This is a genomic window from Rhodococcus sp. MSC1_016 (genome assembly GCF_023667485.2).
Lineage (GTDB): Bacteria > Actinomycetota > Actinomycetes > Mycobacteriales > Mycobacteriaceae > Rhodococcus_F > Rhodococcus_F oxybenzonivorans.
In genome coordinates this window covers 4,996,267-5,017,755 of the sequence record NZ_JAMOZI020000001.1, presented here as the reverse complement: position 1 = coordinate 5,017,755, position 21,489 = coordinate 4,996,267, and the positions used below count along the sequence as shown (strand labels likewise).

The window sequence follows — 21,489 nt, the reverse complement described above, 5'->3', positions numbered from 1 at the left end:
GAAGACTGCGTCAACTGACCTCGAAGGGACTGCAATGCGCCTACACCCGCACACCGTCGGCATCGACGTCACCCGAGGACCCGACCGCCGCCGCCCGATTCTGCTCATGTTCGCGGGACTGGCCGTGACCATGAGCAGCACCGAAGCACGCACCCTCGCAGACCAACTCGTCGACGCCACCGAGCAGACCTGACCGCCGCTACCCCTACCCGATTTTCTGGAGGGGTGGGGGGTCCATGACTCCTTCGGCCCAGTCAGGGGATTTTTTACAGGGGCCGAAACTCACGGGCGAAACCCGCCCCGGAAGGACAGCAATGATCTACGAAACACCTGATCAGGCCAAGTATCACCGCCGCGCGGCCGCCCTGGTGGTGCACATGATCGACGACAACGACGACGGCATTCGAGCGGTCATGGACGACACTCTCGCCGAAGGTACCTACGGCGCCGTGCGGTTCCCGATGGCCGTGGTCACACTGCTGACCGACGAATTTCCCCAGCTGTGGGGAAGTCGCGAGAAGCTGCGCGAACGGTTGCTCGAGTACGCCAGGATCGAGGCGACGGGTGGGTGAGATTCAGCGTCTCGACGGGGTGTTCCTGTCCCGGGCCGACGCGCGTACCCTGGTCGAGGCGCTGACCCTATTCCGGGACCTGTTGCCGCGGATGGGTTCACGCCCGACAGCGCGACTCGACCAACTGCGAATCCAGCTCGCATCTGCCGTCCGCGCAAGCGATTCTGACGCCCGCGTAAGCGATTCGGCCGACAACGCCGATCCTCGTGCATGGTTCGGACATGAGTTCATCGACACCGCCGCCGCGGCAACACTTCTCGGATGCTCCGCCGCGAACGTCCGAGACCTCGCCCGCCGCGGCACCCTCCCGGCCGTCCACGTCGGCGGCCGCTGGCTCGTCGCCGCTGACGCCGTCCGCACCCGCGCCGCATGACCGGATGGTGCGCAGATGACCGTGGATCTGCGCACCATTCCCGGCGTCGAGCTCGTCAAGGCCGGCACGTGGGACGCGTCGACCGGCAAGTGCGAGATCACCCGCGAGCGCTTGGCCTCAATGAAGGCTGCGCACGACTCCGGGCGCTTCCACAAGCCGCCCATCAAACTCGGACACCTCGACGCCCGATTCGACGGCGAACCGTCACTCGGAATCGTCGACAACCTGACCCTCACGGACGAAGGCGACACGCTCGTCGGGGATCTGGTGGGAGTTCCGGCATGGCTCGCCGAGATCGCACCATCCGCCTACCCGAACCGGTCGATCGAGGCCCTGTTCAACCTCAAGCTCGACGACGGCACCACCTACCCCGGCTTGCTGACCGGGCTGGCCCTCTTGGGCGTTGTCGATCCAGCCTGCAAGACCATCGCCTCACTCGAGGACGTCCGCGATCTGTACCAGGTCGCCGCGTCGGCCGGCACTCCCGTCGTCATCGCCACCCGCACCGCCGAACGCGTCTCCACGCTGCACACCCTGCCGCCCCGCGAACGCGTGAAGGTTCGTGTCGCCGCCGCCCGGCGTCGGCACCGCACCGCCGAACACCTACTCACCGCCCTCATCGAAGGAGACCCGAAGTGAAGTCCATCGACGTCTACAACCCCGGCCGCGACCTCACCGCAGCCGCCACCGCCCCTGTCACCGCCAAGCGGTTTGTCCGGATCACCGGCGACCGCAACAGCGACGGCAACCTCGTCGTCGATCACGCCACCGCCGGCGGCCGCGTCGCTGGCGTCGCCGCCGCCGACGCCGCCGCCGGCGCACTCGTCCCGATCGCCCGCGGCAAGGACCGCGTCGTCAAGGTCACCGCCGGTGCCGCGATCGCCGCGTTCGCCGAGGTCGAAGTCGGCACCGACGGCAAGGTCATCACCGCCGACACCGGCAATGTCGTCGGCTACGCCGTCACGGCCGCCGCACCCAACGCCGACGCCCACATCTCCCTCGCCTGAAAGGCACACCATGACCTACTCCCTGCTCCCCACCCTCCAGGGCCGCAGCCTCACCGTCGACGTCGCACTCAAGCAGCCGACCATCCTGCGCAACCGAATCGCCGAGCTGGCCGACCCTCAGCTCGTCTTGGACAAGTTCTTCACCAGCTCCGGAACACCCGTCGAGGGTGGCGGCATCCTGTACTCCGTCATCCGGGCCAGCGACTTCTACACTGCCGGTGACGTCGAGAAGCGCGCACCCGGCCGCGAGTACGCCGTCGTCGACGGCGTCGACCCCGAGCCCAAGCTCGCCACCGTCGACGACTGGGGAGGCAAGTTCCAGGTCCTCGACGAGCAGGTAACCCGCAACGATGTCTCGTACATCGACCAGCAGACCACCCAGCTCACGAATACGATCATCCGCAAGCTCAACGATGCCGCGCTCGCCGCGATCGAGGACAACCTCGGCGCTGAGAACACCCTGAGCGGCCACAGCTGGGATGACGTCATCACCGTGGGCCCAGATACGTCGCTGACCCCGAACGCCGAACGGCCCTCCGCGGACCTGTCCGCCGCACAGCTCGCCGCCACCCTGCAGGAACTCGGTGTCGTGCATGACCTGCTCGTCATGCATCCGAACCAGGAGCACGCTCTGAACGTGGCCTACGGCGACAAGCTCGCCGACATGCTCACCTCGGCCGGGGTCACCAAGTTCGTCAGCGCCCGCGTCGCTCCCGGTGTCGCATACGCGCTGCAGAAGGGTGCGGCCGGCGTCGTCGGTTTCGAGACCCCGCTGACCGTGGAGAGCTACGACGACCGCTCCACTCGCTCGAAGTGGGTGCAGGGGTACGCCGTCCCCGCGTTCGCCGTCGAGAAGCCCTACGCGGTCAAGAAGATCACCGGACTGGCGGGCTGACGATGCCCACACGCACCGTCGCCCACGCCCTCGTGCGGTGGACCGATCCGGACGGAAGGCACCGTATCGCCGCCCACGGCCAGACCATCGACGTCGACGAGCGAACCGCCGCAGAGCTCGACGCCGCAGGGGCAACCACGGTCGTCACTACCGTGGTGGAAATTGACACGGTTGCCGAAGGTGAGAGCCGCGAGGACAAGCGCGGCCGCATCGCCGCAGCGCTCAAAGCCGCACCCGAGCTGTCCAACCGTCGCCACGCCGACGCCATCGGTGTCGACCACAAGACCGTGGGCACCATCCGCAAGGCACTCGAGGACAGTGGGGAAATCCCCACACCCGACCGAACTTCCCCACCCACGCCGGTTGGGGACACCCCGAACCGCCCACGCATGACAGCCACCACCGAGAAGTGGATCACCTACGCCATCGCCCGCGGCATCGACCCCGGCGACGCCGCAGCGCTGCCAAAGGACCAGCTCATCGCCGCCATCAACCAACTCGACGAACAGGACACCAGCCATGACTGACACCACCATCCCCGAAGCACTCTGGACCCGACTGCTCGAAGCCCTCGGCCTCGACGCCGACACCGAGATCGAGACCGTCGTCGTGGCCGTCGAGGAGCTCACCGTCGCTCCCGGCAGCCAGAACGCCGTCGCCGCCGCCGCATCGCTCGCCGCCGCGGGCCGTGATGCACTCGACCAGCTCAAGGCCGACGCCGAACAGGGCCGCGTCCTCGCCGCGGCCGCCAAGAAGCGTGACATCGACGACCTGGTCACCGACTCCGTCCGCCGCGGCAAGATCCCACCGTCCCGCGCCCAGCACTGGACCAACCTCATCGCCGCCGATCCCACGATGGCCGCCACACTCTCCTCCATCGCCGACAACACGCTGCCGATCAAGGAACTCGGCTACGCCGGAAGCCAGGACGACAAGGACGAACTCGTCGAACCCGCAGCCTGGTTCCGCTGACCCCCATAGTCTTCGGCGTCAAACTCACCCACCGCAGGGGCTTCTGCTTTCCTTCCTGCCTGCGGACCGGGAATGCATGGCCTTAACAGAACAACCATCGGAACGGCCAGCGCCGAACACAGAACGCCCCGACCTCACCCGAGGCCGGGGCGTTCTGCCATACCTGCATGGCCATGAGAACCGCACAGACCCCTACCCGAAAATATCGAGGGGGTGGGGGTCTCCTGACTCACCGTCCCAGTCAGGCGTATCTCTCTCTGGCGTTTTTTCCACACCGCCCGCCCCGACCAGCCACGTTGCCGACGCCGACAAATTCGCAGGTCACTATCTCACCTCCGGAGGTCGGGGCATCGGGGATTGGTCAGAGGGCAGTGATAGTCGTGAATTCAAACTCCTGATCGAACGGAACGTGCCAGCGGTCGTCGTACCTCGGCCTACCGTCGATCTCCCCATGTCGGATCCACATGGTCACGCCCGGGGCGGAGCCCTCATTCACCACACGGAAGTTCAGCAGCTTGATCAGGTAGTTCACGCCGCTTTCGGGGTCGGAGTTTCCGATGAACTTGCCGACGTGGCTCGGCGTGAAATTTTCGGCGCGGACCATGACGGTCTCCGTCATGCCGTTCTCGTGCTCCCCGCTCTGCGTCAGCTTGGTCCAGCGCGTTGTGGAAATGTCGCCGCGGCGACTCTCCGCCTCGCTACCGTCTCCTGCCAGTTCGGCGGCTGCGGTGCCGGGGATCGGTGCAGCGGTTGAACTGTCGGTCAGTGTCACGGTGTCCGCGAACTTCACCTTCAGGCCCTTGACCTCTCCCTGGTCGACCGGGGTATCCACCCATTCGACAGTGAGAAGCCAGCTGCCTTCGGGGTCTGTGATAACCGGAATCAGGTCGAGTATCTTGCCGGGCCGGTGGTATCCGTTCAGCTCGCGGAGGATGTACCGCCCCACGTCTGTCTTACTGAGACCCTCACCGCGGACTTTACTGGCACCGTCGCTCAATGTTCCTCCAGGATGTATTCGGAGCTGGAACTGTCAGAATGCCCAACGCAAGCTTCGGGCAAATCGTTCCCATCGCGGAGCTGTCCGACCTGCCGGATAGGTTGTCTCCTCATGAGCGAATACACAGGCCCCGTTCCGATCTCTACCACAGACGGGCAATGGAAGGTCGGCGTCGCAGGGTCAGAGACTGGCGAGCAGATCGACGTCGAACTGTCGCTGTACCGGACCGACGACAACGGAGGCTTCCTCGAGCGCCAGGTCTTCGAGTTCCTTCCGTCAGCGGCACGAGCGATCGGCGAGATGCTGATCGGGTCAGCGGACGCCAAGGATTCCGAGTACCCCAATCAGCCGAATCGGTAGCTTCTCAACTCCAGGAGGACCGCACCGCCGAGCACCCCTTTACCACCCCGAATCTCCCGTAATTGACTGTGAACGGCCGGATCTGGCACTGATCGAACATGCTCTGGCCAGCAACGGAAGGAATCGCGAGGATTCTGAGTAAGCCCTTCAGCTTTCAAGAGGTTAGGGGTTCGAATCCCTTCGGGCGCACAACAGAAACCCCTCACCACAGTGGTGAGGGGTTTCTTCTGTCTGCGGTCGCACTCGAGGCGGCGTCAGGCGGTCGGCGGCACGAACTCCGGCTGGTCGAGCAGGCGAAGCCACGACCCGTCGGGCTGGCGACGCACCACCTGGGCGCGCGCCCCCGAACCGTCCTTCGGCGGGGTGGCGGTGAGAGCGATGTCCTCGCTGACGAGCGTGGGGAGGGGAGTTTCCGGCTCGAAGTGCGGCGCATGGGCGAGGACGGATTCCCACAACTGCCGGATCGCCTCGCGGCCGACGGTCCGACTTCCGGGCGGGTAGGCCATAACAGCGTTCTCTTCGTACAGTGCCGCGACTCCGGCTGCGTCGCCGGCGTTGCTCCGCTCGACGAACAGGCGGGTCAGGTCCTCGGGTTTCATGGCCTTCTCGTACACAGCAGTCCTCTCGTTCGAATCGTTCGAGTAAACCCAGCGTCGTACCCGAGCGAGCAGAAGTCCAACAGATAGTTCTGCTCACTTCTAGAATCAGAGGTTATGGAACTGCGTCAGCTCGAGTACTTCGTCGCCGTGGCAGAAGAGGCCAACTTCACCCGGGCCGCGTTGCGTGTGCACATCAGTCAGTCGGGTATCAGCGCGCAGATTCGCCAACTCGAGCACGACCTCGGGGCCACGCTCATCGACCGCTCGACTCGGACGGCCACGTTGACGGCGGCGGGAGAGGCCGCGCTCGTTCATGCCAGGGAGGCACTGGCCGCCGCCGCCGCGGTGCGCGACGCCGTCGACGCCGTGAACCAGCTGGTCCGTGGACGCCTGGTGGTCGGCATGGTCACCGCCTGCACCGTCACCGGTCTGTTCGACGCGTTGGCGACGTTCCACGACGCGCACCCCGGCGTCGAGATCACCCTTCTCGAAGAGAGCTCCGATCAGCTCGTCGACCAAGTCCGTGGCGGCGACATCGACCTGGCACTCGTCGGCACGGCCACCGCACCGCCCGACGGGCTCGAGGCGTTTCCGATCATTCGCGAACGGTTGGTGGCGGCCGTGCCGCCGAATCACCCACTCGCGGGTCGAACCAGCGTGGCACTGGCCGAACTCTGCGACCATGCGATCGTATGTATGCCCGCCGGAACAGGAATCCGCACCGTGTTCGACCAGGCGTGTGCCGCGTCGGATATCCGGCCCGGTATCGCATTGCAGGCCAGTGCCCCGGACACGGTCGCGGATCTCGCGCTCCGCGGACTCGGGGTCGCGATCCTCAGCGAATCGATGACCGCCGCCTTCGATGGGCTGACGGCGCTCGTCCTCGACGACGTCGACATCCCGGCGGTGCTGGCACTGGTGTGGAAAAGCGCTGCGAGTCCTGCAGTTCGCGAACTGGTCAGGCACACCCGACGTGCGTTCGCTGATGCGGAAGCGCCGCAGATTCCCGTGCCGCGGTAGCGGCTGGGCTCACGAGCCCAGAAGCTTCGCCTTCGCTGCGGCGAACTCTTCGTCGGTGAGAACGCCGGCGTCCTTCAAGCGCGCGAGTTCCTGAATACGCGACACGAGGTCGTCGCCGCCCGCGGAGGTGGGGGCCGGTGGCGGTGCCTGCGCCGCCTGCTGTTCGGCGTACGCCTGGTCGGCGCGAGCCTGTTGCTCCGCATCCTTGTCGGCTGCGCGGCGGTTCATCGCGTTGGACGTCGCCCGTGCAGTGCCGGTGATCACCGCGGTCCTGGCCACCACACCGAGCAGGCCGGGCCGTCCCACACGACGTGGACCTCGAAACACCATGTGAGTACTCCGTTCTCTGGGATGTCAGGTCGCCGCGGCGATCGCGGTCTCGACCACTTCGCGGGGAATGTGCAGATGGAGCGCCACCTCGCCGCCGGCTTCACGGGAAGCGGCGGCCAGCTTGCGCGCCCACGTCTGCTCGTACACCAGGGCCACCGCCGACGTGCCCGGTTCGAGTGATTCGCGGACCACATCGAGGTCTTCGTCGCTGATGAGCTCCTTGGCTTCGATGGACAATGCGGCGAGACCGACATTGTCGAGCTCTTCGTCCACCTCCACCTGTCGCAGCGTCCCGTCCTCCGACTTGGCGAGGAAGACGAGGTCGAGGATGGTGACGGTGCCCCGCTCGACGAGCTCTCGGAACGACTCGATCACCGCGGGGTCGGCGCGGTCACCAGGGAATGTCAGGAACAGGAACGCGACCGGTCCGACGTCAACAGCTGTATTCGTCATGTCTCTCCCTGTGCCGGGGATGTTCTGATGTCGATGTTCGCGACAGGCGGCAGGGTGCGCATCATCCACGACGGGTGATGTCGGCAGGCCCGGCCTCTGCGAAGCTCGTCGACAGCGCTGTTAGATGAAATGCCGGAAGAGACGGGGTGGTGTATGCCTTCACTCGATGCCTCAGGCACCGGACTGCCCGTGATCGTGGCCGTCACCTGGGTAGCCGTCGAATCGGGTGACATGACCGCGGCGAATGCGTCGGTGCTCGTCGCTGCGGGTGCGACCGACAGTGCAGCGACGAGCGACGACAAACGGAGGAGCTGACCGGTGACCAGAACCGCATCGACACAGGCGCCGGCCCGGGCAACGCTTATCCTGGCGACGCTGATACTCGTTGCCGCCGTAGCGAACTTGAATCTTTCGGTGGCCAATGTCGCGTTGCCCGACATCGGTCGCGCCTTCGATGCGAGTCAAACCCAGCTGAACCTGGTCGCGGTGGCGTACTCCTTGGGTCTGGCGGCCTCGGTGCTCTATCTCGGTGCGCTCGGCGATCGGTACGGGCGCAAGCAGATGCTGGTGCTGGGAATGGCGCTGTCGTTGCCGGCGTCGGCGATTGCCGGGTTCGCGGGCAGTGTCGAAATACTTTTTCTCGCACGCGTTCTCGGAGGAATCTCCGCGGGCCTCGCCTTCCCCACCACGCTGGCCATCATCACTGCCCTGTGGTCGGGTCCACCGCGCACCAAGGCCATCGCATTGTGGTCGGCTCTCGGCGGGGCGATCTCGTCGCTCGGCCCGATCGTGTCGGGTGCGCTCCTCGAGCACTTTCACTGGGGCTCGGTATTTTTCGTGACGCTGCCCCTCGCCGGTCTCGCTCTCGTCTGCGCCGCCGTCTGGGTGCCCGCCCACGTCAACGAGACCACCGACCCGGTCGACAACCTCGGCGGTGTCATTTCGGTGGTCTTCATCGCAGCGCTCATCCTCGCGATCAACTTCGCGCCGGTCGACGGCGCGGGGGCGACGGCCATCGGGCTGGGCGTGATCGCCTTGGCGGCCGGTGCGGCGTTCTTCCTGCAGCAGCGTCGCGCGGCGCACCCGTTGTTCGACCTCCATGTGGCGGCGAGGCCCACATTCTGGGTCGCCGCCGTGGGCGGGGTGATCGTGTTCGGTGCGCTGATGGGGGCCATGTTCATCGGACAGCAGTTCCTGCAGAATGTGCTCGGCTACTCCACGCTGGCTGCGGGATCTGCGATCATTCCGGCGGCGGTCGCAATGGTGATCGTCGCGCCTCGTTCCGCGAAGCTCGTCGAATCGCGTGGTGCGCGCTTCACTCTCCTGCTCGGATACCTGTTCGTGGTCCTCGGGTTACTCGTCGCGTTGCTGTTGTGGAACGAGAACGCTCATTACCTCGAGGTGGGGGTGGCGTACGCGTTCGTCGGAATCGGAGTCGGGTTCGCGGGTACACCGGCGTCGCGTTCGCTCACCGGATCGGTGCCGGTGTCGCGGGCGGGGATGGCGTCCGGCACCTCCGACCTTCAGCGTGACCTCGGCGGTGCGATCATGCAGTCGATCCTCGGCGCGGTACTCACCGCCGGGTACGCCAAGTCGCTGTCGTCGGCGATCGCGGAATCGCCTGAGGCGAGTCAGGTGACGCCCGAAACGCAAGCGGCGCTGACGAAGTCGTATTCCAGTGCAGAAGTGCTGGCCGAACGGTATCCCCAATACGCGGACCAGATCATCGCTGCCGCGCGCAATGCCTTTCTCGACGGGGACACCAAGGCGTACCTCGCCGCAATCCTGGTGGTGGGCGCGGGCGCTGTGGTGGTGTTCTTCTTCTATCCGCACCGGGAGGAGGAGAAGCGATTGATGGCGGAGTACGCGGAACAGCGCGGCACATAGGACGCATGTACCTTTCGGCGCGGTGGAAGCGTCGAAAGGTACATTCGCCCGGTGGCGGCGGGGTAAATTCCCGACAATCGGCACATCGACGAGGGGACCAGCACGATGACAGCTCGGGTCGTGACCAAGGCGAATCGTAAGCGAGGGCTGGTCGCGGCCGCAGCGGCTGTGCTGCTGGTCGCCACGGCAGCGTGTTCGGACGACTCCTCCACCGGATCGACCACGTCGGTGACACAGACAACGCAGGCGGGCACGTCGGCGGCCGGAGATGGCACGCAGATCGATTCCGCTGTCGCGCAGCGTCTCGACGAGGCCATCGTGAATACGATGGCGAGGGCCTCGATTCCCGGGGTGATGGTGGGAGTATGGGGCGCGGACGGCAACTACGTGAAAGCGTTCGGTGTTGCCGACAAGTCATCGGGCGCCCCGATGGAAACCGACTTCTACAGCAGGATCGGCAGCGTGACAAAGACTTTCACCGTCACCGGCGTGCTGCAGTTGGTCGACGAGGGAAAGGTCGGCCTCGACGACCCCATCGGGAAGTATATCGACGGTGTTCCCCTGGGTGATCAAATAACGATCCGCCAGCTGGCGCGGATGCAGAGCGGATTGGCCAACTACTCGGCCAACGAGGACTTCCAGAAGGCCCTGATCGCCGACCCGAAAGCGAACTTCACTCCCCAGCAGCTGCTCGGCTACGCATACGCACAGCCCGCGACCTTCCCGCCGGGGCAGGGATTCGAGTACTCCAACACCAACACGACGTTGCTGGGACTGGTCGTCGAAAAGGTCAGTGGAGTGTCGCTTGCCGACTATGTGACGCAGAAGATCATCGACCCGCTCGAGATGGCCGACACGAGCTTCCCGAACTCGAACGCCATCCCCGAACCGCATCCGCAGGGTTACACCGAGCAAACGGCGGACGGCAAGGAAACAACGGCCACCGACTGGAACCCGTCCTGGGGGTGGGCCGCGGGTGCCATGATCTCCACCCTCGAGGACCTGCACATCTGGGCCCCGGCGTTGGCCACGGGAACGCTGCTGCAACCGGCGACCCAGGAGCAGCGACTGCAGACGGTGACCGCGCCGGGTCTGTCGACCGATGTCGGGTACGGCCTGGGCATCTTCGACATCGCCGGCTGGATCGGACACAACGGAAGCATCCCCGGCTATCAGACGGTCAGCGTGTATCTGCCGGAGAAGGAGATGACGCTCGCGATCATGATCAACACCGACGTTCCCTACGAGGGCAGCGAGCCGAGTACAGCGCTGGCTACTGCCATTACGGAGATCATCTCACCCGATCACGTCTACCGGTTGCGCGCCGACGTGCAGGATCCCAGTGCCACGTCTGCGCCCTCGACTACGCCGGGGACGCCGCAGCCGTCGACGTCCGCCCCGGCTCCCACCAGCTGATCGCAACCACGACATTGAGATCTCCGGAACCCACGTCCGCCGGCGCGTACGGTGGTGCCGTGACGATTCTGGTGACCGGTGCTACCGGGAATATCGGCAGGATGCTCGTCGATCATCTTCTCGCGCGGGGTGCGACCGATGTCCGGGCACTCACCAACCATCCAGAGAAGGCGCACCTGCCCGCGGGAGTCGAGGTCGTGCACGGCTATCTCCGTAGGCTCGACACCCTTCCGGCCGCATTCGATGGCGTCGAGTCCATGTATCTGGCACCGACGCCCGACACGGTCGAGGATGTGCTCGCCGTGGCAACGCGTGCAGGAGTCCGTCACCTCGTCGACCTGTCCGGTCCGCACGACGGACACTGGGGTGACGTGGCGCGGGCGGTCGAGGCGTCCGGCATACCGTGGACCCATCTGTGGCCCGGCGAATTCATGGAAAACGCAGGAATACTTGCACCGCAGATCAAGGACGCCGGGGTGGTTCGCGAGCCGTTCCCGACGGCAGGCAATGCCCCCATCGCCATGGACGACATCGCCGAGGTGGCGGCGGTGACGCTGCTCGAGGACGGACACATCGGCAAGTCGTACGAGCTGACGGGGCCGGAGACGTTGCTTCGTGCGGAGCTGGTTCGCCGGCTGGGTGCGGCCCTCGGCCGCAACATCGAGTACCGGCAGGTCTCGTTCGAGGAGGCGGTCGAGGTCCTCACCCCCGCGATGGGTGAGTACGCGCGGTGGTATCTCGAAGGCATGGCGACCCTCGTCGATCATCCCCAGCAGGCCAATTCTGTATTCGAGGACATCGTCGGCCGACCGGCCACCACCTTCACCCGGTGGGCAGCGGAGCACGTCCACGAGTTCGGCGGATAAATTATCCGGGATCCCGATTGGTTGTCCCGTCACCAGATCAGCGCGAGGGGGTAAGAGCCGCAACGGGTATCGGGCACGGCGTCTATTTCTGGCAGTCGCTGTAGCGGCGTTCATGGTGGCCCACATGCGGTCGTAGCCAGGATCCCCGGGCAGATAGTGCGACCTACCGTGTGCAACAACGGAGTCGGCACACCGAACAGCAGACGATGGCCGGGCCATCCGCCGCATTGACGAACAGATCGGCCATCGTTCCTCGTTCCGGGGCAAGGGAGCTACGTATTGCCCCACCGTAGAGGCACGGTGGTCAGTGACGCCGGACCGCGTGCAGGACCGCGTCCTTGATGGTGACGAGGTTTCCGTCCGGGTCGGTGATCTCGCGCGCCGGGGCCGCGCACACGAGAATCTCCCAGTTCTCGGGGTCCAGTACGGCGGCCACCTGTTCGGCGGTGAACATGATGTCCGGCACATCGGGCCTGCCCACCGAGGCGTGCATATCGGTGGGGTGATGACCCACGATCAGCAGGTGCCCGCCTGGCCGCACGGCCGCGGCCAGGCGACGGTGCAGCTCGCCGCGCGCCGGCTCCGGCAGTTGCATGAACTGCGCGGATACCAGATCGAACTGTTCGGTGGGCGGCTCCCACGATCGAATGTCGACCTGCTGCCAAGTGGTGTGGTCCGCGATCGCAGCGCCGGCCGCTGCTGCCCGTGCGGCGGCGCGCTCGAGCGCCACCGTCGACACGTCGACTCCGGTGGCGTCCCAGCCGTTCGAGGCCAGCCAGATGACGTCCGCCCCCTCGCCGCAGCCGACGTCCAGAGCGCGGCCCGGGATCAGCGTCGCTGTCTGTTCCACCAGGCGCTGGTTGGGGTTCCCGCTCCACACCGCGCCGGTCGAGCTGTACCGCTCGTCCCAGAACTCTTGGCTGTAGAAATCGCTGGGGTCGTGCTCATGTACGTGCGTCATGGCTCCACTGTGCGGGCACCCGGCGCAAGAGGAAAGTTCTGTTGCCGAATCGGCAATGTGCGGCGACTACGAGGCCTGGAACGTGAAGATGCGGCAACCGCTCATGTTCGCCGAAGAGGCGACCCCGTCGGCGCGCGCGTAGTCGCCCTTGGCCGACAGATTGTTGGCGAGTGCTGCCTGATCGTCACAGAACGCCTGATCCGCCGGGTCGGTCACGGGATTGCTGATGTAGGTGTCTCCCGGTGCGGCCGCCGCGAACGGACCGACACCGAGCAAAGGTACGGCAGCCGCTGCGAGCGCAATGGAGGCCGCCGCGAAGAACTGGCGGATCATGATGCTCCTCCGGGAGTAAGGCGTGGGATTTTTCCGATGACCCCATCCTGCACCGAACTTTCCCGGGCAGCCATACCCCCGAGGGTGCAAAATTTCGCATCGAGCGGTTCAGGGCAGTTCGACGGTGCCCAAAGCCTCTTGCACACGGTCGGCGGCCTCGATGGGGTTCTCGTGCTCCCAGATGCGCACCACCGTCCAGCCGGACTCGATGAGTCGAGCGTCGGTATCTCGGTCGCGGGTGACGTTCCCGGCGAGTTTGTCGGCCCACCACTGGGCGTTGTTCTTCGGGAAGGTGGCGTGCTTCGGGCAGCTGTGCCAGAAACAGCCGTCCACGTACACCGCCACCTTGCGGCGTGGAAACACCAGATCGGCGCGTCGCCTGATGCCCTTCATCGGAGCCCGGTCCACGAAGTATCGGACCCCGCGGCGGTGCAGCTCCCGCCGCAACCCCAATTCGGGAGCGGTATCTCGCCGCCGCTGCGCCCGCATCCGGGCGCTGGTGGCGGGATCGGTGGACGGCATGGCGAACGCTTGGTGTCCGTCAGGCCGCAGCCTGCGGAAACCCGCCCATACGGTCGAGATGACTTTCGACGTCGTCGATGAAGCCCGGAATGAAACGCAGGTTGCCCATCCGCGCCCGTTTGAGGAAACCTGCAGTCGCGCGGGCGGACAACAGCCGGGTGTCCTCGAGGAACCCGCTGAGATCCTCGTAGGGTTCTTGGACCGGCCACGTCGACATGTGCACCCGAAATGCCTGCCGGTTCATCCCCCACGCCGCAGCGGGCCACGCGTCGCCGGGATTCAGGGGAGTCTCGACGCTGCGCTCGTAGGCGTCCGGCGCCACCAGACGTCCACCCACCCACGACGCCATCCGCACGCTCACGGCGTTGCCGACGAGTTTCCACCGATGGCTGTTGCGCAGGCCGGGGACGAGCGCGGCCGGAGCGGTCCAGTCGGGATCGAATCCCTGGAGCCGTTCGGCGTCGATCAGCCCCGGAGTGACGATTTCGCCCGACGGCAACCGCACGGCCGGCGGACTGGCGATCCCGACGGAAGAGCCACCTTTGAGCGTCGGGACCGCATTGACCGCCCAGCCGAGCCCACGGGTGCCCTCGGTCCAGTAGAAGCCGCAGGGATAGTCGGCCGGATCACCCACCGGGCGTTCCCCGGCATCCTCACCGAACAGCACCGGACGAGGGTCGTCGGTCCGCGAAGCGAGCATCAGGACCCGCTGACGTCGCTGCGGAAGTCCGAAGGCTCGGGCATCGACCACCCGGTACGCCCACATGTACCCGAGGTCCTCGAGGGCGTCGGTGATATGCCTCATAGCGGCGCCCCGACCGAGCTGCAACATGAACGGCACGTTCTCGATGAGCAGCCAACGGGGACCCTTGCGGCGTTTGACCAGTCGGAACACCTCGTCCACCAGACTCGAACGCGAGCCGGTGATCCCGGCCGTCCGCCCCGCCTGGGACAGGTCCTGGCAGGGGAAACCGGCGGCGACCAATTCGATGTCCTGGGGGAGGGACCGCAGCTTCGTGACGTCGGAATGCACCGGCACGTCCTGGAATCGGGTACGCAGAACCGCCTGGGCGCCCGGATCGATCTCACAGAGCAGTTCGGTGTTCCAGCCGTGCTCTCGGAGACCCAACTCGAGCCCGCCGATACCGGCGAACAGGCCCACCATGCTCCCGGTTGACGTCACGGCACCCTTCCTCACGAACCAGTCACCCGAGAACGTTACTCGAGATCTGCACCGACTTTGACCAACGACCCGTGAGTACTTGTTAACAGCGGGGCGTTAACAAGTACTCACGGGTGGCGGAGCCACCTAGACTTCGGGAGGGTGGGTACGCAGGGAGGCGCGATGATTCCCGGGTTTCGCGAGAGGTCGCTGTTTGTGCGCGACGCCCAGGGCAGCGGGCTCGTCGAGGCGTTCGTCATCATCGGCATCCTCACGATCCTGCTCACCCGCGCCTACCTGCACCTGACGGGCTATCCCCAGGTCGGCGGGTCTTCTCTGCACATCGCGCATGTGCTCTGGGGCGGGCTCGGCATGATCGTGGCTCTGGTGACGGTGTTCTCGTTCCTCGGCCGGAAACCGCGCGTGGTGGCCGTCGTCGTCGGCGGCATCGGTTTCGGCTTGTTCCTCGACGAGATCGGCAAGTTCGTCACCAAGACCAACGACTACTTCTACCGCCCGTCCGTCGCCATCATGTACGTGGTGATCGTGGTGTTACTGCTGCTCAATCGGTGGCTGCACGACGTGCGCCCGCCCACCGTCACAGAGGACGTCGCCAACGCTGCCGCCATCGCCCTGGGCGGCCTCGACCGCGGGCTGGACCGGGTGCGGCGAGAGCAGGCCATCGCTCAACTCCGCCGCGCGGGGGAGGCGGGAGCGGATGCGTCGACAGTCGCGTGCGTTGCCGATCTGCTCGACCGCTGTCCCGATCGGCAAGGCCGGGTAATGCCGTCGGTGCGCGAACTCGCGCGGCGTGCCACACCCGAGTTCGCGAGGGGCCCGGGAATGCTGTGGACGGCTGCCGTCGGGCTGACCGTCTTCTCCACGCTCGGTCTGATCAGCGCCGTCACCACCCTCGACGACGACCTGCGCGGCGCAGGAGCGGACATCACCACCGTCGGTCAGCTCGTCGGTTCGGCCATCGCATTCGTGCTGTGCTGGAGCGCGACGGTGCGGCTGCGCAACGGCAAGATGTGGCCGTTGCAGTTCCTGCGGTCCGCGGCGCTGGTCACCGTGCTGCTCACGGAGGTGTTCGATTTCGTGGCCCAGGAATTCGGCGCGCTGCTCAACGTGGCCGTCGGACTGGGCGCCCTGATCGTGTTCTCCGCGCGCATCGCGGCGATGGATCGGGCCCGTGCAGCCGATCTCGGCAACTCTGCTGCAACGAAACTCGGCCCATTGCCACCCCGCGAGCCGTCGTCGATTACCGTAGACAGGTGAGCATCCAAGACTCCGGTGCCCCGTCCTGGCCTGCAGTACTGACGTGGCGGGCGGAAAACGCACCCCGTATGGAATCTGTGCGTGTCCAGCTCAGCGGTGACCGCATCAAGGCTGCCGGCCGCATCATCGGCGGCACATGTCCCGAGCACCCCGCGTTCAGCGCCTCCTACGACCTCGTCACCGACGAAAGCGGCGTCACCCGCCGGTTGTCGCTGCGCACCTCGGTCGCCGCAGGTGAGCGGCAGATGTCGATCAGCCGCGACGAGGAAGGCACTTGGATGGTGCAGCACGGTGCCCACCATCAGCGCTCCACATTCGACGGTGCCCTCGACGTGGACATGGTGCTCAGCCCCTTCTTCAACACTCTGCCGATCCGGCGGTACGGGATGCACCTCGGCTCCGAGGACATTCAGGTGCCCGTCGTCTACGTCAACCTCCTCGACCTCCGGGTCGAGGGCGCCATCCTCACCTACAGCAGCGGTCCGGACGGGATTCACGTCCTGTCTCCGGTGTCCAGCTCGTCGGTCACCGTCGACGCCGAAGGGTTCATCCTCAACTACCCGGGGCTGGCGGAACGGATTTAGGCGCTTCGCGCCCGTGCGCCTTTCTGGTAGCTCTGGCAACCAGAAAGGCTCACAGGCGGCGGAGCCGCCCCCCGCGGCGGCCCGCGTCGCGCATCGCCTCGATCCAGCCCTCGTCGCCGGGCACGATGCCGGTGATGTCCCAGGTCTCCTGATTGTCGTATCGGGTGCGGGCGGCATGTCCGGCGTCGACGAGCGTCGCCGTGGACGACTCCTCGGCCAGTTCGGTCCGCGCGCTCTGCAGCAGTTCCAGCGCCTCGTCGAGGGCGATGAGCAGCGCACTCCGGTTTCCCTCGCACATGGCCCGGACCAGGCCGGGTGCGCTTCCGGCGACGCGAGTGCCGTCCCGGAACGACCCCGCAGCCAGCCCCAGTGCCAGCGGCCCACCTGCCGCACCGGTCACGGCCAGGGTTTCGGCGAGCAGATGCGGGAGGTGCGAGATCCGGGCCACCGCCCGATCGTGTTCGGCGGATTCGGCGGGCACGACGACGGAACCGCAGTCCAAGGCGAGCTGCGCCACCTGCATCCAGATTCCGGGGTCGACGCCGTCGTCGGTGCCGACCACCCACACCGCCTCCCGGAACAGGTCGGCGCTGCCGACGCTCCACCCCGACGCCGACGTTCCGGCCATCGGGTGCCCGCCCACGTACCGGTCGGCGAGTCCTTGACGGGCCGCCGCGGCCGCGACTTCAGCTTTGACACTGACCACATCGGTGATCGGGCAGTTCGGGGCGTAGAGGGCGATTGCGGTCAGGGTGGCTGCCACGGCGGGGACGGGTACGGCGATCACGATGAGCGCCGATTCCGCCGACGCCCTCTGGAGCACCGCGACCAGATCGGTGTCGGCGTCGAATCCGTCTGCCCGCGCGGCCTCGACGGACTGCGCGGAGCGATTGTGGCCCCACGCGTCGCGTCCCGCCCGTACTGCGGCACGGAGGAGGGATCCGCCGATCAAACCGAGGCCCAGGACGCACACCGGAGGTGCGGAAGCGGTATCTGACACCTGCTCAGGTTGGCACATTCGTGTACGGACTTCATTTACCGGCACCCCGCGGGCTACCGTTGCGCTCATGGGTGCACAGCGCGCGGGAAACAACAGCGCCTCGTCGGATCGGGCTGAGGATCTGGAGGGCTTCGGTGTCGCGGTAGTACACGAGGACGGCCGATGGAAGGTCAAGGCCCTCAGCTCGGCTGCTCTGACCAGTTTGAGCGCCGCGGAGGAGGAATTACGGTCCCTCCGCAGCGCGGGCGCGTTCTTCGGTCTGCTGGACGTGGACGACGAATTCTTCATCATTCTGCGGCCGGCGCCGTCGGGCACGCGACTGCTGCTGTCCGACGCGACCGCGGCCATCGATTACGACATCGCAGCGGATGTCCTGGATGCGCTGAACATCGAGGTGCCGGACATCGACCCGGACGACCTCGACGACGTCGAGCCGTGGGAGGAGGGTGATCTCTCGCTCCTCGCCGACCTCGGGCTCCCCGAACCGGTGCTGGCCGTGATCACCGCCGAAACCGACCTGTACCCGGACGAGCAGCTGGGCATGATCGCTCAGCGGCTCGGCTTCACCACGGAGCTGTCGGGGGTTCTCGACAAACTTCCGCGATAGTTCTCGTCCGGTGACACTCCAGGACGACGAGCGGATGATCCGCGTGGCAATCGAGGCTGCGCGCGCCGCCACCGACGCCGATGTACCAGTGGGCGCCGTGGTGTTCGACGCCGACGGGGTCGAGGTGTCGCGTGCGGTGAACTCACGCGAGGCGATGTCGGACCCGACAGCACACGCGGAGATCATGGCGCTCCGGGAGGCTGCCAGGGTCTACGGCGACGGGTGGCGCCTCGAGGGCACGACGCTGGCCGTAACCCTCGAACCGTGCACGATGTGCGCCGGAGCGCTCGTGCTCGCGCGGGTGTCGCGTGTCGTCTTCGGCGCGTGGGAACCGAAAACGGGAGCAGTCGGCTCCCTCTGGGACGTCGTCCGCGACCGCCGGCTCACCCATCGGCCGCAGGTCCGTGGGGGTGTTCTCGAAGACGAGTGTGCTGGAATTCTCGAGGATTTCTTCCGAGAACGGCGCTGACCGGTTTCAAACGTTTTCGTGGGGTACTCGACAGTGTGTAGCCGGGTCGCCACGATCCGTGCTTCTCTGGAGACAGGCGCCGAACGAGGCGCCGCCGGGCCCGGCACCGGGTCCGAAACGGATTCACGGAGGTATCTCATGGGAATCGCAGACAAAGCATCGAACAAGGCCGAAGACCTCAAGGGTCAGGCGAAGGAAACCACCGGCAAGGCCACCAACGACAAGGACCTGCGCGACGAGGGCAAGGCCGATCAGGCGTCGTCCGCGGTCAAGGACGCCGGCGAGAAGGTCAAGGACGCCGCGTCGAACCTCAAGGACAAGCTCACGTAAAGCGGCTCCACCTGGCGATTTCAGGCTCGGGCGTCACATCCGGTAAAGTCACCGGCGGTGGCGTGTCCGAGCGGCCTAAGGAGCACGCCTCGAAAGCGTGTGACGGGTAACCCCCGTCCGAGGGTTCAAATCCCTCCGCCACCGCCAAGGGCAAAGCCCCTGATCCGGTCCTCGAGACCGGGTCAGGGGCTTTCTCGCGTTTACGGGCCTGTTGCGGCGGGTGCGCCGGCGGAAGCAGTGTCGCTCCCTGCGGTATTTCTGCGCGGCACGGTGAAGGTGGCGACGAGGCACAGGACCGCGACGGTGAAGCAGGCGAGTGTGTACCAGAGGTTGCCCACCGGGTCGCCGTTGTCCGTGACGCCGTCGACCGCCCCGAAGTAGTCGGGCAACGCCGTGGCCCAGAGCAGCGCCATCACGCTCAGGTACACCACGCTGTAGCGCTGGACGAAGTGGTTGGTGTATGCGGGACCATCCGTGTTCTCCCCACGCAGCCGCATCCATTGACGGACGAGAATCCAGATCGCGACGACGGTGACGACGAGAAGTTCCGCTGCGTAGAGAACGGCGCGGGCGGTGGTGCTGCCCATTCCGAAGACCGTCGCCGGGAGCGGCAGGATGAACGTGCCCAGCGACGCCAGGACACCGATGACGACTGTGCGCCACACTAGTTCGGGACCGGAGAAGCGCCGGCCCTCGTCGACGTGACGGCCGACGAAGAATTGCACGCAGAACGCAAGCGACATCGGCCACAACGCAGCGAACACGACGACACTCGGCAGTGGCACGGAATCGAACAGCGGTTGATTGATCGGATTCTCGGTCGACCACTCCCACCACCGCAGTTGCGGGCCGAGATGGTCGAAGATCTCGTAGAAGGCGTGGTGGACGAAGCCCACGCAGACCGCGCCGGCGAGCACTCCGTACCGGCGGAAGACACCGAGCATTCTGACGATCTCGAAGGCCATCGTGGCCATCAGCGGGTAGATCGCGATGATGTACAGCGGGAGTCGGCCCCAGAGGAACTCCACGGTGAACACGTTGTGCGCGAACATCGTGTCCACGTGGTCCTCGATGCCGAAGGCGGCGGGGAAGTACAGCGGCGGCTCGATGATGAACAGGTAAGCGGTTGCGCCGAACCAGAGCACCAGGTTGGTGGGATCGCCCATCCGTCGCAAGCGCACGATCGCGACGACGAGCGCGAGCACAGAGCCGAGAACGATGGTGAGCTCGAGGACAGGCAGTGTCCAGTTTTCCAACGCCAGTGGGTTACGGACCTCGACGAGCCCACCGGCTTCCTCGCACGAGAAGCCGAGCGCCGATGCGAGTTGGTCGAATGTGGGTGAGCAATGATCGGCCATCAGCGCGCCTCCGAAGACGCGGCCGTGTCGGCGGAATACCAGTGCGTGACATCGTAGCCGGCCTCGTAGCGCTCGAACCACACGTCGGCGAGTGCGGGCAGCTTCTCGTGATCCGGGTTGTGCCGCGGCAGCTGGCTGCGGATGATGCCCACCAACGCGGTGAGTTGCTTGCCGAGCGGGAGATCGTCGAACGCGCGCATCATCGGGCCGTTGTCCTCGACGCGCAGCAGGGGCAACCGCTTGCGCAGGTTCTGCTGACGCCGGTACGAGGCGAACATCGACAGCGCATCGACCTTGCGATCCTCGAGCGGGACGTGCCGATTGAAGCCTTCGCAGGCGATCCGGATCACTTTCAGCACGTGCCGGAAGATCGACGGGGCCATCCGCATCCGGTACATGTCACTCCCGACGACGGAATCGAAGATGATGAGCGCAGAACTTCGGTGTTCCACTTCCTCGACGAAGTGCCAGATGAACAGGGACGCGACCCGGTCGTCTCCGGGCCGGAACAGAGTGGAATCGTTGTCGAGCATCAGCTTGAACACCGGAGTGAAGGTCGCTTCCAAGTCGGCGGTGTACGCCAGTCGATAGTTGAGCGAGGTCTGGGCGGTGAGCCGGTCGAATTCTCCGATCACCTCGTCCAGGGTCTCCTGAAGTCCCGGGTATCGATCGATCAGTGCCTTGACGTGCTGGCGGTGAGCCGTCGAGTGCTGCCCTTCCTGCCGCATGAAGGCGTCCGCCTCCTCGGCAACTGCAGAATCGGTGATGAGCGGCTTGGTTTGGAGAATCATTTTCACGATCATCTTCTCGAAGCCGATCGCCAGGAACGAGACCGCGTTGGCCATGCTCGAGAAGGCCGGATTCTCCTCGTTCCACACGAACGGCACGTCGTAATCCGCGAACGCGAAGCGCATCTTTCGGACTTGTAGATCGGTCACGGTGCGATACCTCGTCTTTCGAAACGGGCTGGATGGAAGCCTCAGTGGCGACGATCATACATACGGCGGCGTATCTGTATGATTACTTTCGAAGCTCGAGTTCGAAATGGCGACGGGGCTCTGTGGTAGCGTCGCCGTTCATCTGGATGGGCGCGCTCCCGCCGTGGGTTCTGCGCGCCCGACGGACAGAACTCGATCCG

General features: G+C 65.9%; 30 protein-coding genes and 1 tRNA gene. 20 read left to right on the top strand and 11 right to left on the bottom strand.

All coding sequences use genetic code 11. The features are described 5' to 3' along the window. Positions 1-34 precede the first annotated feature (34 nt). The 8 genes from L1080_RS23340 to L1080_RS23305 all read left to right on the top strand — a co-directional run bounded on the left by L1080_RS23340 (position 35) and on the right by L1080_RS23305 (position 3,819). On the top strand, positions 35-193 hold the full coding sequence (locus tag L1080_RS23340) for a hypothetical protein (protein ID WP_250765452.1): 159 nt from the start codon (positions 35-37) through the stop codon (positions 191-193). 121 nt (positions 194-314) lie between these two features. Further along, positions 315-572: a hypothetical protein gene (locus L1080_RS23335; protein WP_250765450.1), complete on the top strand. Its 258-nt coding sequence runs from the start codon at positions 315-317 to the stop codon at positions 570-572. Beyond that, positions 565-945 carry a helix-turn-helix domain-containing protein gene (locus L1080_RS23330; RefSeq protein WP_250765448.1) on the top strand — a complete coding sequence of 127 codons (381 nt, stop codon included), beginning with the start codon at positions 565-567 and terminating at the stop codon, positions 943-945. The genes L1080_RS23335 and L1080_RS23330 overlap by 8 nt, the downstream gene beginning before the upstream one ends. Before the next feature lie 15 nt (positions 946-960). Further along, positions 961-1,584, top strand: coding sequence for a hypothetical protein (locus L1080_RS23325; protein ID WP_250765446.1), 624 nt, complete (start codon positions 961-963; stop codon positions 1,582-1,584). Then, positions 1,581-1,952, top strand: a complete 372-nt coding sequence (locus L1080_RS23320; protein ID WP_250765444.1) for a capsid cement protein — start codon at positions 1,581-1,583, stop codon at positions 1,950-1,952. The genes L1080_RS23325 and L1080_RS23320 overlap by 4 nt, the downstream gene beginning before the upstream one ends. 10 nt (positions 1,953-1,962) lie before the next feature. Then, entirely contained in the window at positions 1,963-2,847 is an 885-nt protein-coding gene (locus L1080_RS23315) for a major capsid protein (RefSeq protein WP_250765442.1), read from the top strand. Positions 2,848-2,849: 2 nt separating this feature from the next. Next, positions 2,850-3,374 (top strand): hypothetical protein, encoded by a 525-nt coding sequence (locus L1080_RS23310; RefSeq protein WP_250765440.1) that lies wholly within the window; start codon positions 2,850-2,852, stop codon positions 3,372-3,374. Beyond that, a complete protein-coding gene (locus L1080_RS23305; RefSeq protein ID WP_250765438.1) occupies positions 3,367-3,819 on the top strand; it encodes a hypothetical protein in 453 nt (150 codons plus the stop codon). The genes L1080_RS23310 and L1080_RS23305 overlap by 8 nt, the downstream gene beginning before the upstream one ends. Before the next feature lie 361 nt (positions 3,820-4,180). On the opposite strand, the gene L1080_RS23300 is transcribed toward L1080_RS23305, so the two are convergent. Continuing rightward, positions 4,181-4,765, bottom strand: coding sequence for a hypothetical protein (locus L1080_RS23300; protein WP_250765436.1), 585 nt, complete (start codon positions 4,763-4,765; stop codon positions 4,181-4,183). A gap of 162 nt (positions 4,766-4,927) precedes the next feature. Between L1080_RS23300 and L1080_RS23295 the strand changes: the two genes are divergently transcribed. After that, on the top strand, positions 4,928-5,176 hold the full coding sequence (locus L1080_RS23295; RefSeq protein ID WP_250765434.1) for a hypothetical protein: 249 nt from the start codon (positions 4,928-4,930) through the stop codon (positions 5,174-5,176). A gap of 254 nt (positions 5,177-5,430) precedes the next feature. Here L1080_RS23295 and L1080_RS23290 read toward each other — a convergent pair whose 3' ends face one another. Beyond that, a complete protein-coding gene (locus tag L1080_RS23290) occupies positions 5,431-5,775 on the bottom strand; it encodes a YybH family protein (protein ID WP_250765432.1) in 345 nt (114 codons plus the stop codon). Positions 5,776-5,889: 114 nt separating this feature from the next. On the opposite strand from L1080_RS23290, the gene L1080_RS23285 reads away from it, so the two are divergent. Beyond that, on the top strand, positions 5,890-6,795 hold the full coding sequence (locus L1080_RS23285) for a LysR family transcriptional regulator (RefSeq protein WP_250765430.1): 906 nt from the start codon (positions 5,890-5,892) through the stop codon (positions 6,793-6,795). A gap of 9 nt (positions 6,796-6,804) precedes the next feature. Here the strand turns inward: L1080_RS23285 and L1080_RS23280 are convergent, their stop codons facing one another. Beyond that, entirely contained in the window at positions 6,805-7,125 is a 321-nt protein-coding gene (locus tag L1080_RS23280; RefSeq protein ID WP_250765428.1) for an SHOCT domain-containing protein, read from the bottom strand. Between the two features lie 24 nt (positions 7,126-7,149). Then, positions 7,150-7,578 carry a DUF6325 family protein gene (locus L1080_RS23275; protein ID WP_250765425.1) on the bottom strand — a complete coding sequence of 143 codons (429 nt, stop codon included), beginning with the start codon at positions 7,576-7,578 and terminating at the stop codon, positions 7,150-7,152. Positions 7,579-7,731: 153 nt separating this feature from the next. Between L1080_RS23275 and L1080_RS23270 the strand changes: the two genes are divergently transcribed. The 4 genes from L1080_RS23270 (at position 7,732) to L1080_RS23255 (ending at position 11,747) form a co-directional block, all read left to right on the top strand. Next, positions 7,732-7,893: a hypothetical protein gene (locus L1080_RS23270; RefSeq protein ID WP_159918870.1), complete on the top strand. Its 162-nt coding sequence runs from the start codon at positions 7,732-7,734 to the stop codon at positions 7,891-7,893. Positions 7,894-7,896: 3 nt separating this feature from the next. Beyond that, the gene (locus L1080_RS23265; protein WP_159918871.1) at positions 7,897-9,465 is read left to right on the top strand and encodes an MFS transporter; all 1,569 of its coding nucleotides are present in this window, start codon (positions 7,897-7,899) and stop codon (positions 9,463-9,465) included. 105 nt (positions 9,466-9,570) lie between these two features. Next, positions 9,571-10,881, top strand: a complete 1,311-nt coding sequence (locus L1080_RS23260; protein WP_250765422.1) for a serine hydrolase domain-containing protein — start codon at positions 9,571-9,573, stop codon at positions 10,879-10,881. Between the two features lie 59 nt (positions 10,882-10,940). Next, positions 10,941-11,747: an NmrA family NAD(P)-binding protein gene (locus L1080_RS23255; protein WP_250765420.1), complete on the top strand. Its 807-nt coding sequence runs from the start codon at positions 10,941-10,943 to the stop codon at positions 11,745-11,747. Positions 11,748-12,051: 304 nt separating this feature from the next. Here the strand turns inward: L1080_RS23255 and L1080_RS23250 are convergent, their stop codons facing one another. From L1080_RS23250 to L1080_RS23235, 4 genes are all read right to left on the bottom strand, one after another. Next, positions 12,052-12,708, bottom strand: a complete 657-nt coding sequence (locus tag L1080_RS23250) for a class I SAM-dependent methyltransferase (protein ID WP_250765417.1) — start codon at positions 12,706-12,708, stop codon at positions 12,052-12,054. A gap of 66 nt (positions 12,709-12,774) precedes the next feature. Then, complete coding sequence (locus L1080_RS23245) at positions 12,775-13,041, bottom strand: hypothetical protein (RefSeq protein ID WP_236603355.1); 267 nt, start codon at positions 13,039-13,041, stop codon at positions 12,775-12,777. A 108-nt stretch (positions 13,042-13,149) separates the two neighbouring features. After that, positions 13,150-13,563: a very short patch repair endonuclease gene (locus tag L1080_RS23240; RefSeq protein ID WP_159918875.1), complete on the bottom strand. Its 414-nt coding sequence runs from the start codon at positions 13,561-13,563 to the stop codon at positions 13,150-13,152. Between the two features lie 19 nt (positions 13,564-13,582). Continuing rightward, a complete protein-coding gene (locus L1080_RS23235) occupies positions 13,583-14,728 on the bottom strand; it encodes a DNA cytosine methyltransferase (protein ID WP_213577398.1) in 1,146 nt (381 codons plus the stop codon). A gap of 180 nt (positions 14,729-14,908) precedes the next feature. Here L1080_RS23235 and L1080_RS23230 point away from each other — a divergent pair, with 180 nt between their 5' ends. Next, positions 14,909-16,003 (top strand): hypothetical protein, encoded by a 1,095-nt coding sequence (locus L1080_RS23230; RefSeq protein WP_250766527.1) that lies wholly within the window; start codon positions 14,909-14,911, stop codon positions 16,001-16,003. Next, positions 16,000-16,587 (top strand): putative glycolipid-binding domain-containing protein, encoded by a 588-nt coding sequence (locus tag L1080_RS23225; RefSeq protein ID WP_159918876.1) that lies wholly within the window; start codon positions 16,000-16,002, stop codon positions 16,585-16,587. The genes L1080_RS23230 and L1080_RS23225 overlap by 4 nt, the downstream gene beginning before the upstream one ends. Positions 16,588-16,636: 49 nt before the next feature. Here L1080_RS23225 and L1080_RS23220 read toward each other — a convergent pair whose 3' ends face one another. After that, positions 16,637-17,605 (bottom strand): prephenate dehydrogenase, encoded by a 969-nt coding sequence (locus L1080_RS23220; RefSeq protein ID WP_250766524.1) that lies wholly within the window; start codon positions 17,603-17,605, stop codon positions 16,637-16,639. A gap of 49 nt (positions 17,606-17,654) precedes the next feature. Here L1080_RS23220 and L1080_RS23215 point away from each other — a divergent pair, with 49 nt between their 5' ends. From L1080_RS23215 to L1080_RS23200, 4 genes are all read left to right on the top strand, one after another. Further along, positions 17,655-18,194 carry a tRNA adenosine deaminase-associated protein gene (locus L1080_RS23215; protein WP_159918877.1) on the top strand — a complete coding sequence of 180 codons (540 nt, stop codon included), beginning with the start codon at positions 17,655-17,657 and terminating at the stop codon, positions 18,192-18,194. A 10-nt stretch (positions 18,195-18,204) separates the two neighbouring features. Then, complete coding sequence (locus L1080_RS23210) at positions 18,205-18,663, top strand: nucleoside deaminase (protein ID WP_109326169.1); 459 nt, start codon at positions 18,205-18,207, stop codon at positions 18,661-18,663. Positions 18,664-18,801: 138 nt separating this feature from the next. Beyond that, a complete protein-coding gene (locus tag L1080_RS23205) occupies positions 18,802-18,993 on the top strand; it encodes a CsbD family protein (protein ID WP_159918878.1) in 192 nt (63 codons plus the stop codon). A gap of 56 nt (positions 18,994-19,049) precedes the next feature. After that, positions 19,050-19,140, top strand: a tRNA-Ser gene (locus L1080_RS23200). Between the two features lie 53 nt (positions 19,141-19,193). Here the strand turns inward: L1080_RS23200 and L1080_RS23195 are convergent. Together L1080_RS23195 and L1080_RS23190 are read right to left on the bottom strand one after the other, a co-directional pair. Beyond that, positions 19,194-20,351, bottom strand: a complete 1,158-nt coding sequence (locus tag L1080_RS23195) for a hypothetical protein (protein ID WP_250765414.1) — start codon at positions 20,349-20,351, stop codon at positions 19,194-19,196. Further along, positions 20,351-21,289, bottom strand: a complete 939-nt coding sequence (locus L1080_RS23190; protein ID WP_159918880.1) for a metal-dependent hydrolase — start codon at positions 21,287-21,289, stop codon at positions 20,351-20,353. Before L1080_RS23190 ends, L1080_RS23195 begins: the two co-directional genes overlap by 1 nt. Between the last annotated feature and the right edge of the window lie 200 nt (positions 21,290-21,489).

Excerpts from the sequence above, each read along its gene's own strand:
- L1080_RS23340 (WP_250765452.1), top strand. The coding sequence starts at position 35 with ATGCGCCTACACCCGCACACCGTCGGCATCGACGTCACCCGAGGACCC.
- L1080_RS23195 (WP_250765414.1), bottom strand. The coding sequence starts at position 20,351 with ATGGCCGATCATTGCTCACCCACATTCGACCAACTCGCATCGGCGCTC.
- L1080_RS23325 (WP_250765446.1), top strand. The coding sequence starts at position 961 with ATGACCGTGGATCTGCGCACCATTCCCGGCGTCGAGCTCGTCAAGGCC.
- L1080_RS23260 (WP_250765422.1), top strand. The coding sequence starts at position 9,571 with ATGACAGCTCGGGTCGTGACCAAGGCGAATCGTAAGCGAGGGCTGGTC.
- L1080_RS23205 (WP_159918878.1), top strand. The coding sequence starts at position 18,802 with ATGGGAATCGCAGACAAAGCATCGAACAAGGCCGAAGACCTCAAGGGT.
- L1080_RS23275 (WP_250765425.1), bottom strand. The coding sequence starts at position 7,578 with ATGACGAATACAGCTGTTGACGTCGGACCGGTCGCGTTCCTGTTCCTG.
- L1080_RS23295 (WP_250765434.1), top strand. The coding sequence starts at position 4,928 with ATGAGCGAATACACAGGCCCCGTTCCGATCTCTACCACAGACGGGCAA.
- L1080_RS23230 (WP_250766527.1), top strand. The coding sequence starts at position 14,909 with ATGATTCCCGGGTTTCGCGAGAGGTCGCTGTTTGTGCGCGACGCCCAG.
- L1080_RS23280 (WP_250765428.1), bottom strand. The coding sequence starts at position 7,125 with ATGGTGTTTCGAGGTCCACGTCGTGTGGGACGGCCCGGCCTGCTCGGT.
- L1080_RS23310 (WP_250765440.1), top strand. The coding sequence starts at position 2,850 with ATGCCCACACGCACCGTCGCCCACGCCCTCGTGCGGTGGACCGATCCG.
- L1080_RS23220 (WP_250766524.1), bottom strand. The coding sequence starts at position 17,605 with ATGTGCCAACCTGAGCAGGTGTCAGATACCGCTTCCGCACCTCCGGTG.
- L1080_RS23215 (WP_159918877.1), top strand. The coding sequence starts at position 17,655 with ATGGGTGCACAGCGCGCGGGAAACAACAGCGCCTCGTCGGATCGGGCT.
- L1080_RS23250 (WP_250765417.1), bottom strand. The coding sequence starts at position 12,708 with ATGACGCACGTACATGAGCACGACCCCAGCGATTTCTACAGCCAAGAG.
- L1080_RS23335 (WP_250765450.1), top strand. The coding sequence starts at position 315 with ATGATCTACGAAACACCTGATCAGGCCAAGTATCACCGCCGCGCGGCC.
- L1080_RS23290 (WP_250765432.1), bottom strand. The coding sequence starts at position 5,775 with ATGAAACCCGAGGACCTGACCCGCCTGTTCGTCGAGCGGAGCAACGCC.
- L1080_RS23315 (WP_250765442.1), top strand. The coding sequence starts at position 1,963 with ATGACCTACTCCCTGCTCCCCACCCTCCAGGGCCGCAGCCTCACCGTC.
- L1080_RS23285 (WP_250765430.1), top strand. The coding sequence starts at position 5,890 with ATGGAACTGCGTCAGCTCGAGTACTTCGTCGCCGTGGCAGAAGAGGCC.
- L1080_RS23305 (WP_250765438.1), top strand. The coding sequence starts at position 3,367 with ATGACTGACACCACCATCCCCGAAGCACTCTGGACCCGACTGCTCGAA.
- L1080_RS23245 (WP_236603355.1), bottom strand. The coding sequence starts at position 13,041 with ATGATCCGCCAGTTCTTCGCGGCGGCCTCCATTGCGCTCGCAGCGGCT.
- L1080_RS23235 (WP_213577398.1), bottom strand. The coding sequence starts at position 14,728 with ATGGTGGGCCTGTTCGCCGGTATCGGCGGGCTCGAGTTGGGTCTCCGA.
- L1080_RS23270 (WP_159918870.1), top strand. The coding sequence starts at position 7,732 with ATGCCTTCACTCGATGCCTCAGGCACCGGACTGCCCGTGATCGTGGCC.
- L1080_RS23240 (WP_159918875.1), bottom strand. The coding sequence starts at position 13,563 with ATGCCGTCCACCGATCCCGCCACCAGCGCCCGGATGCGGGCGCAGCGG.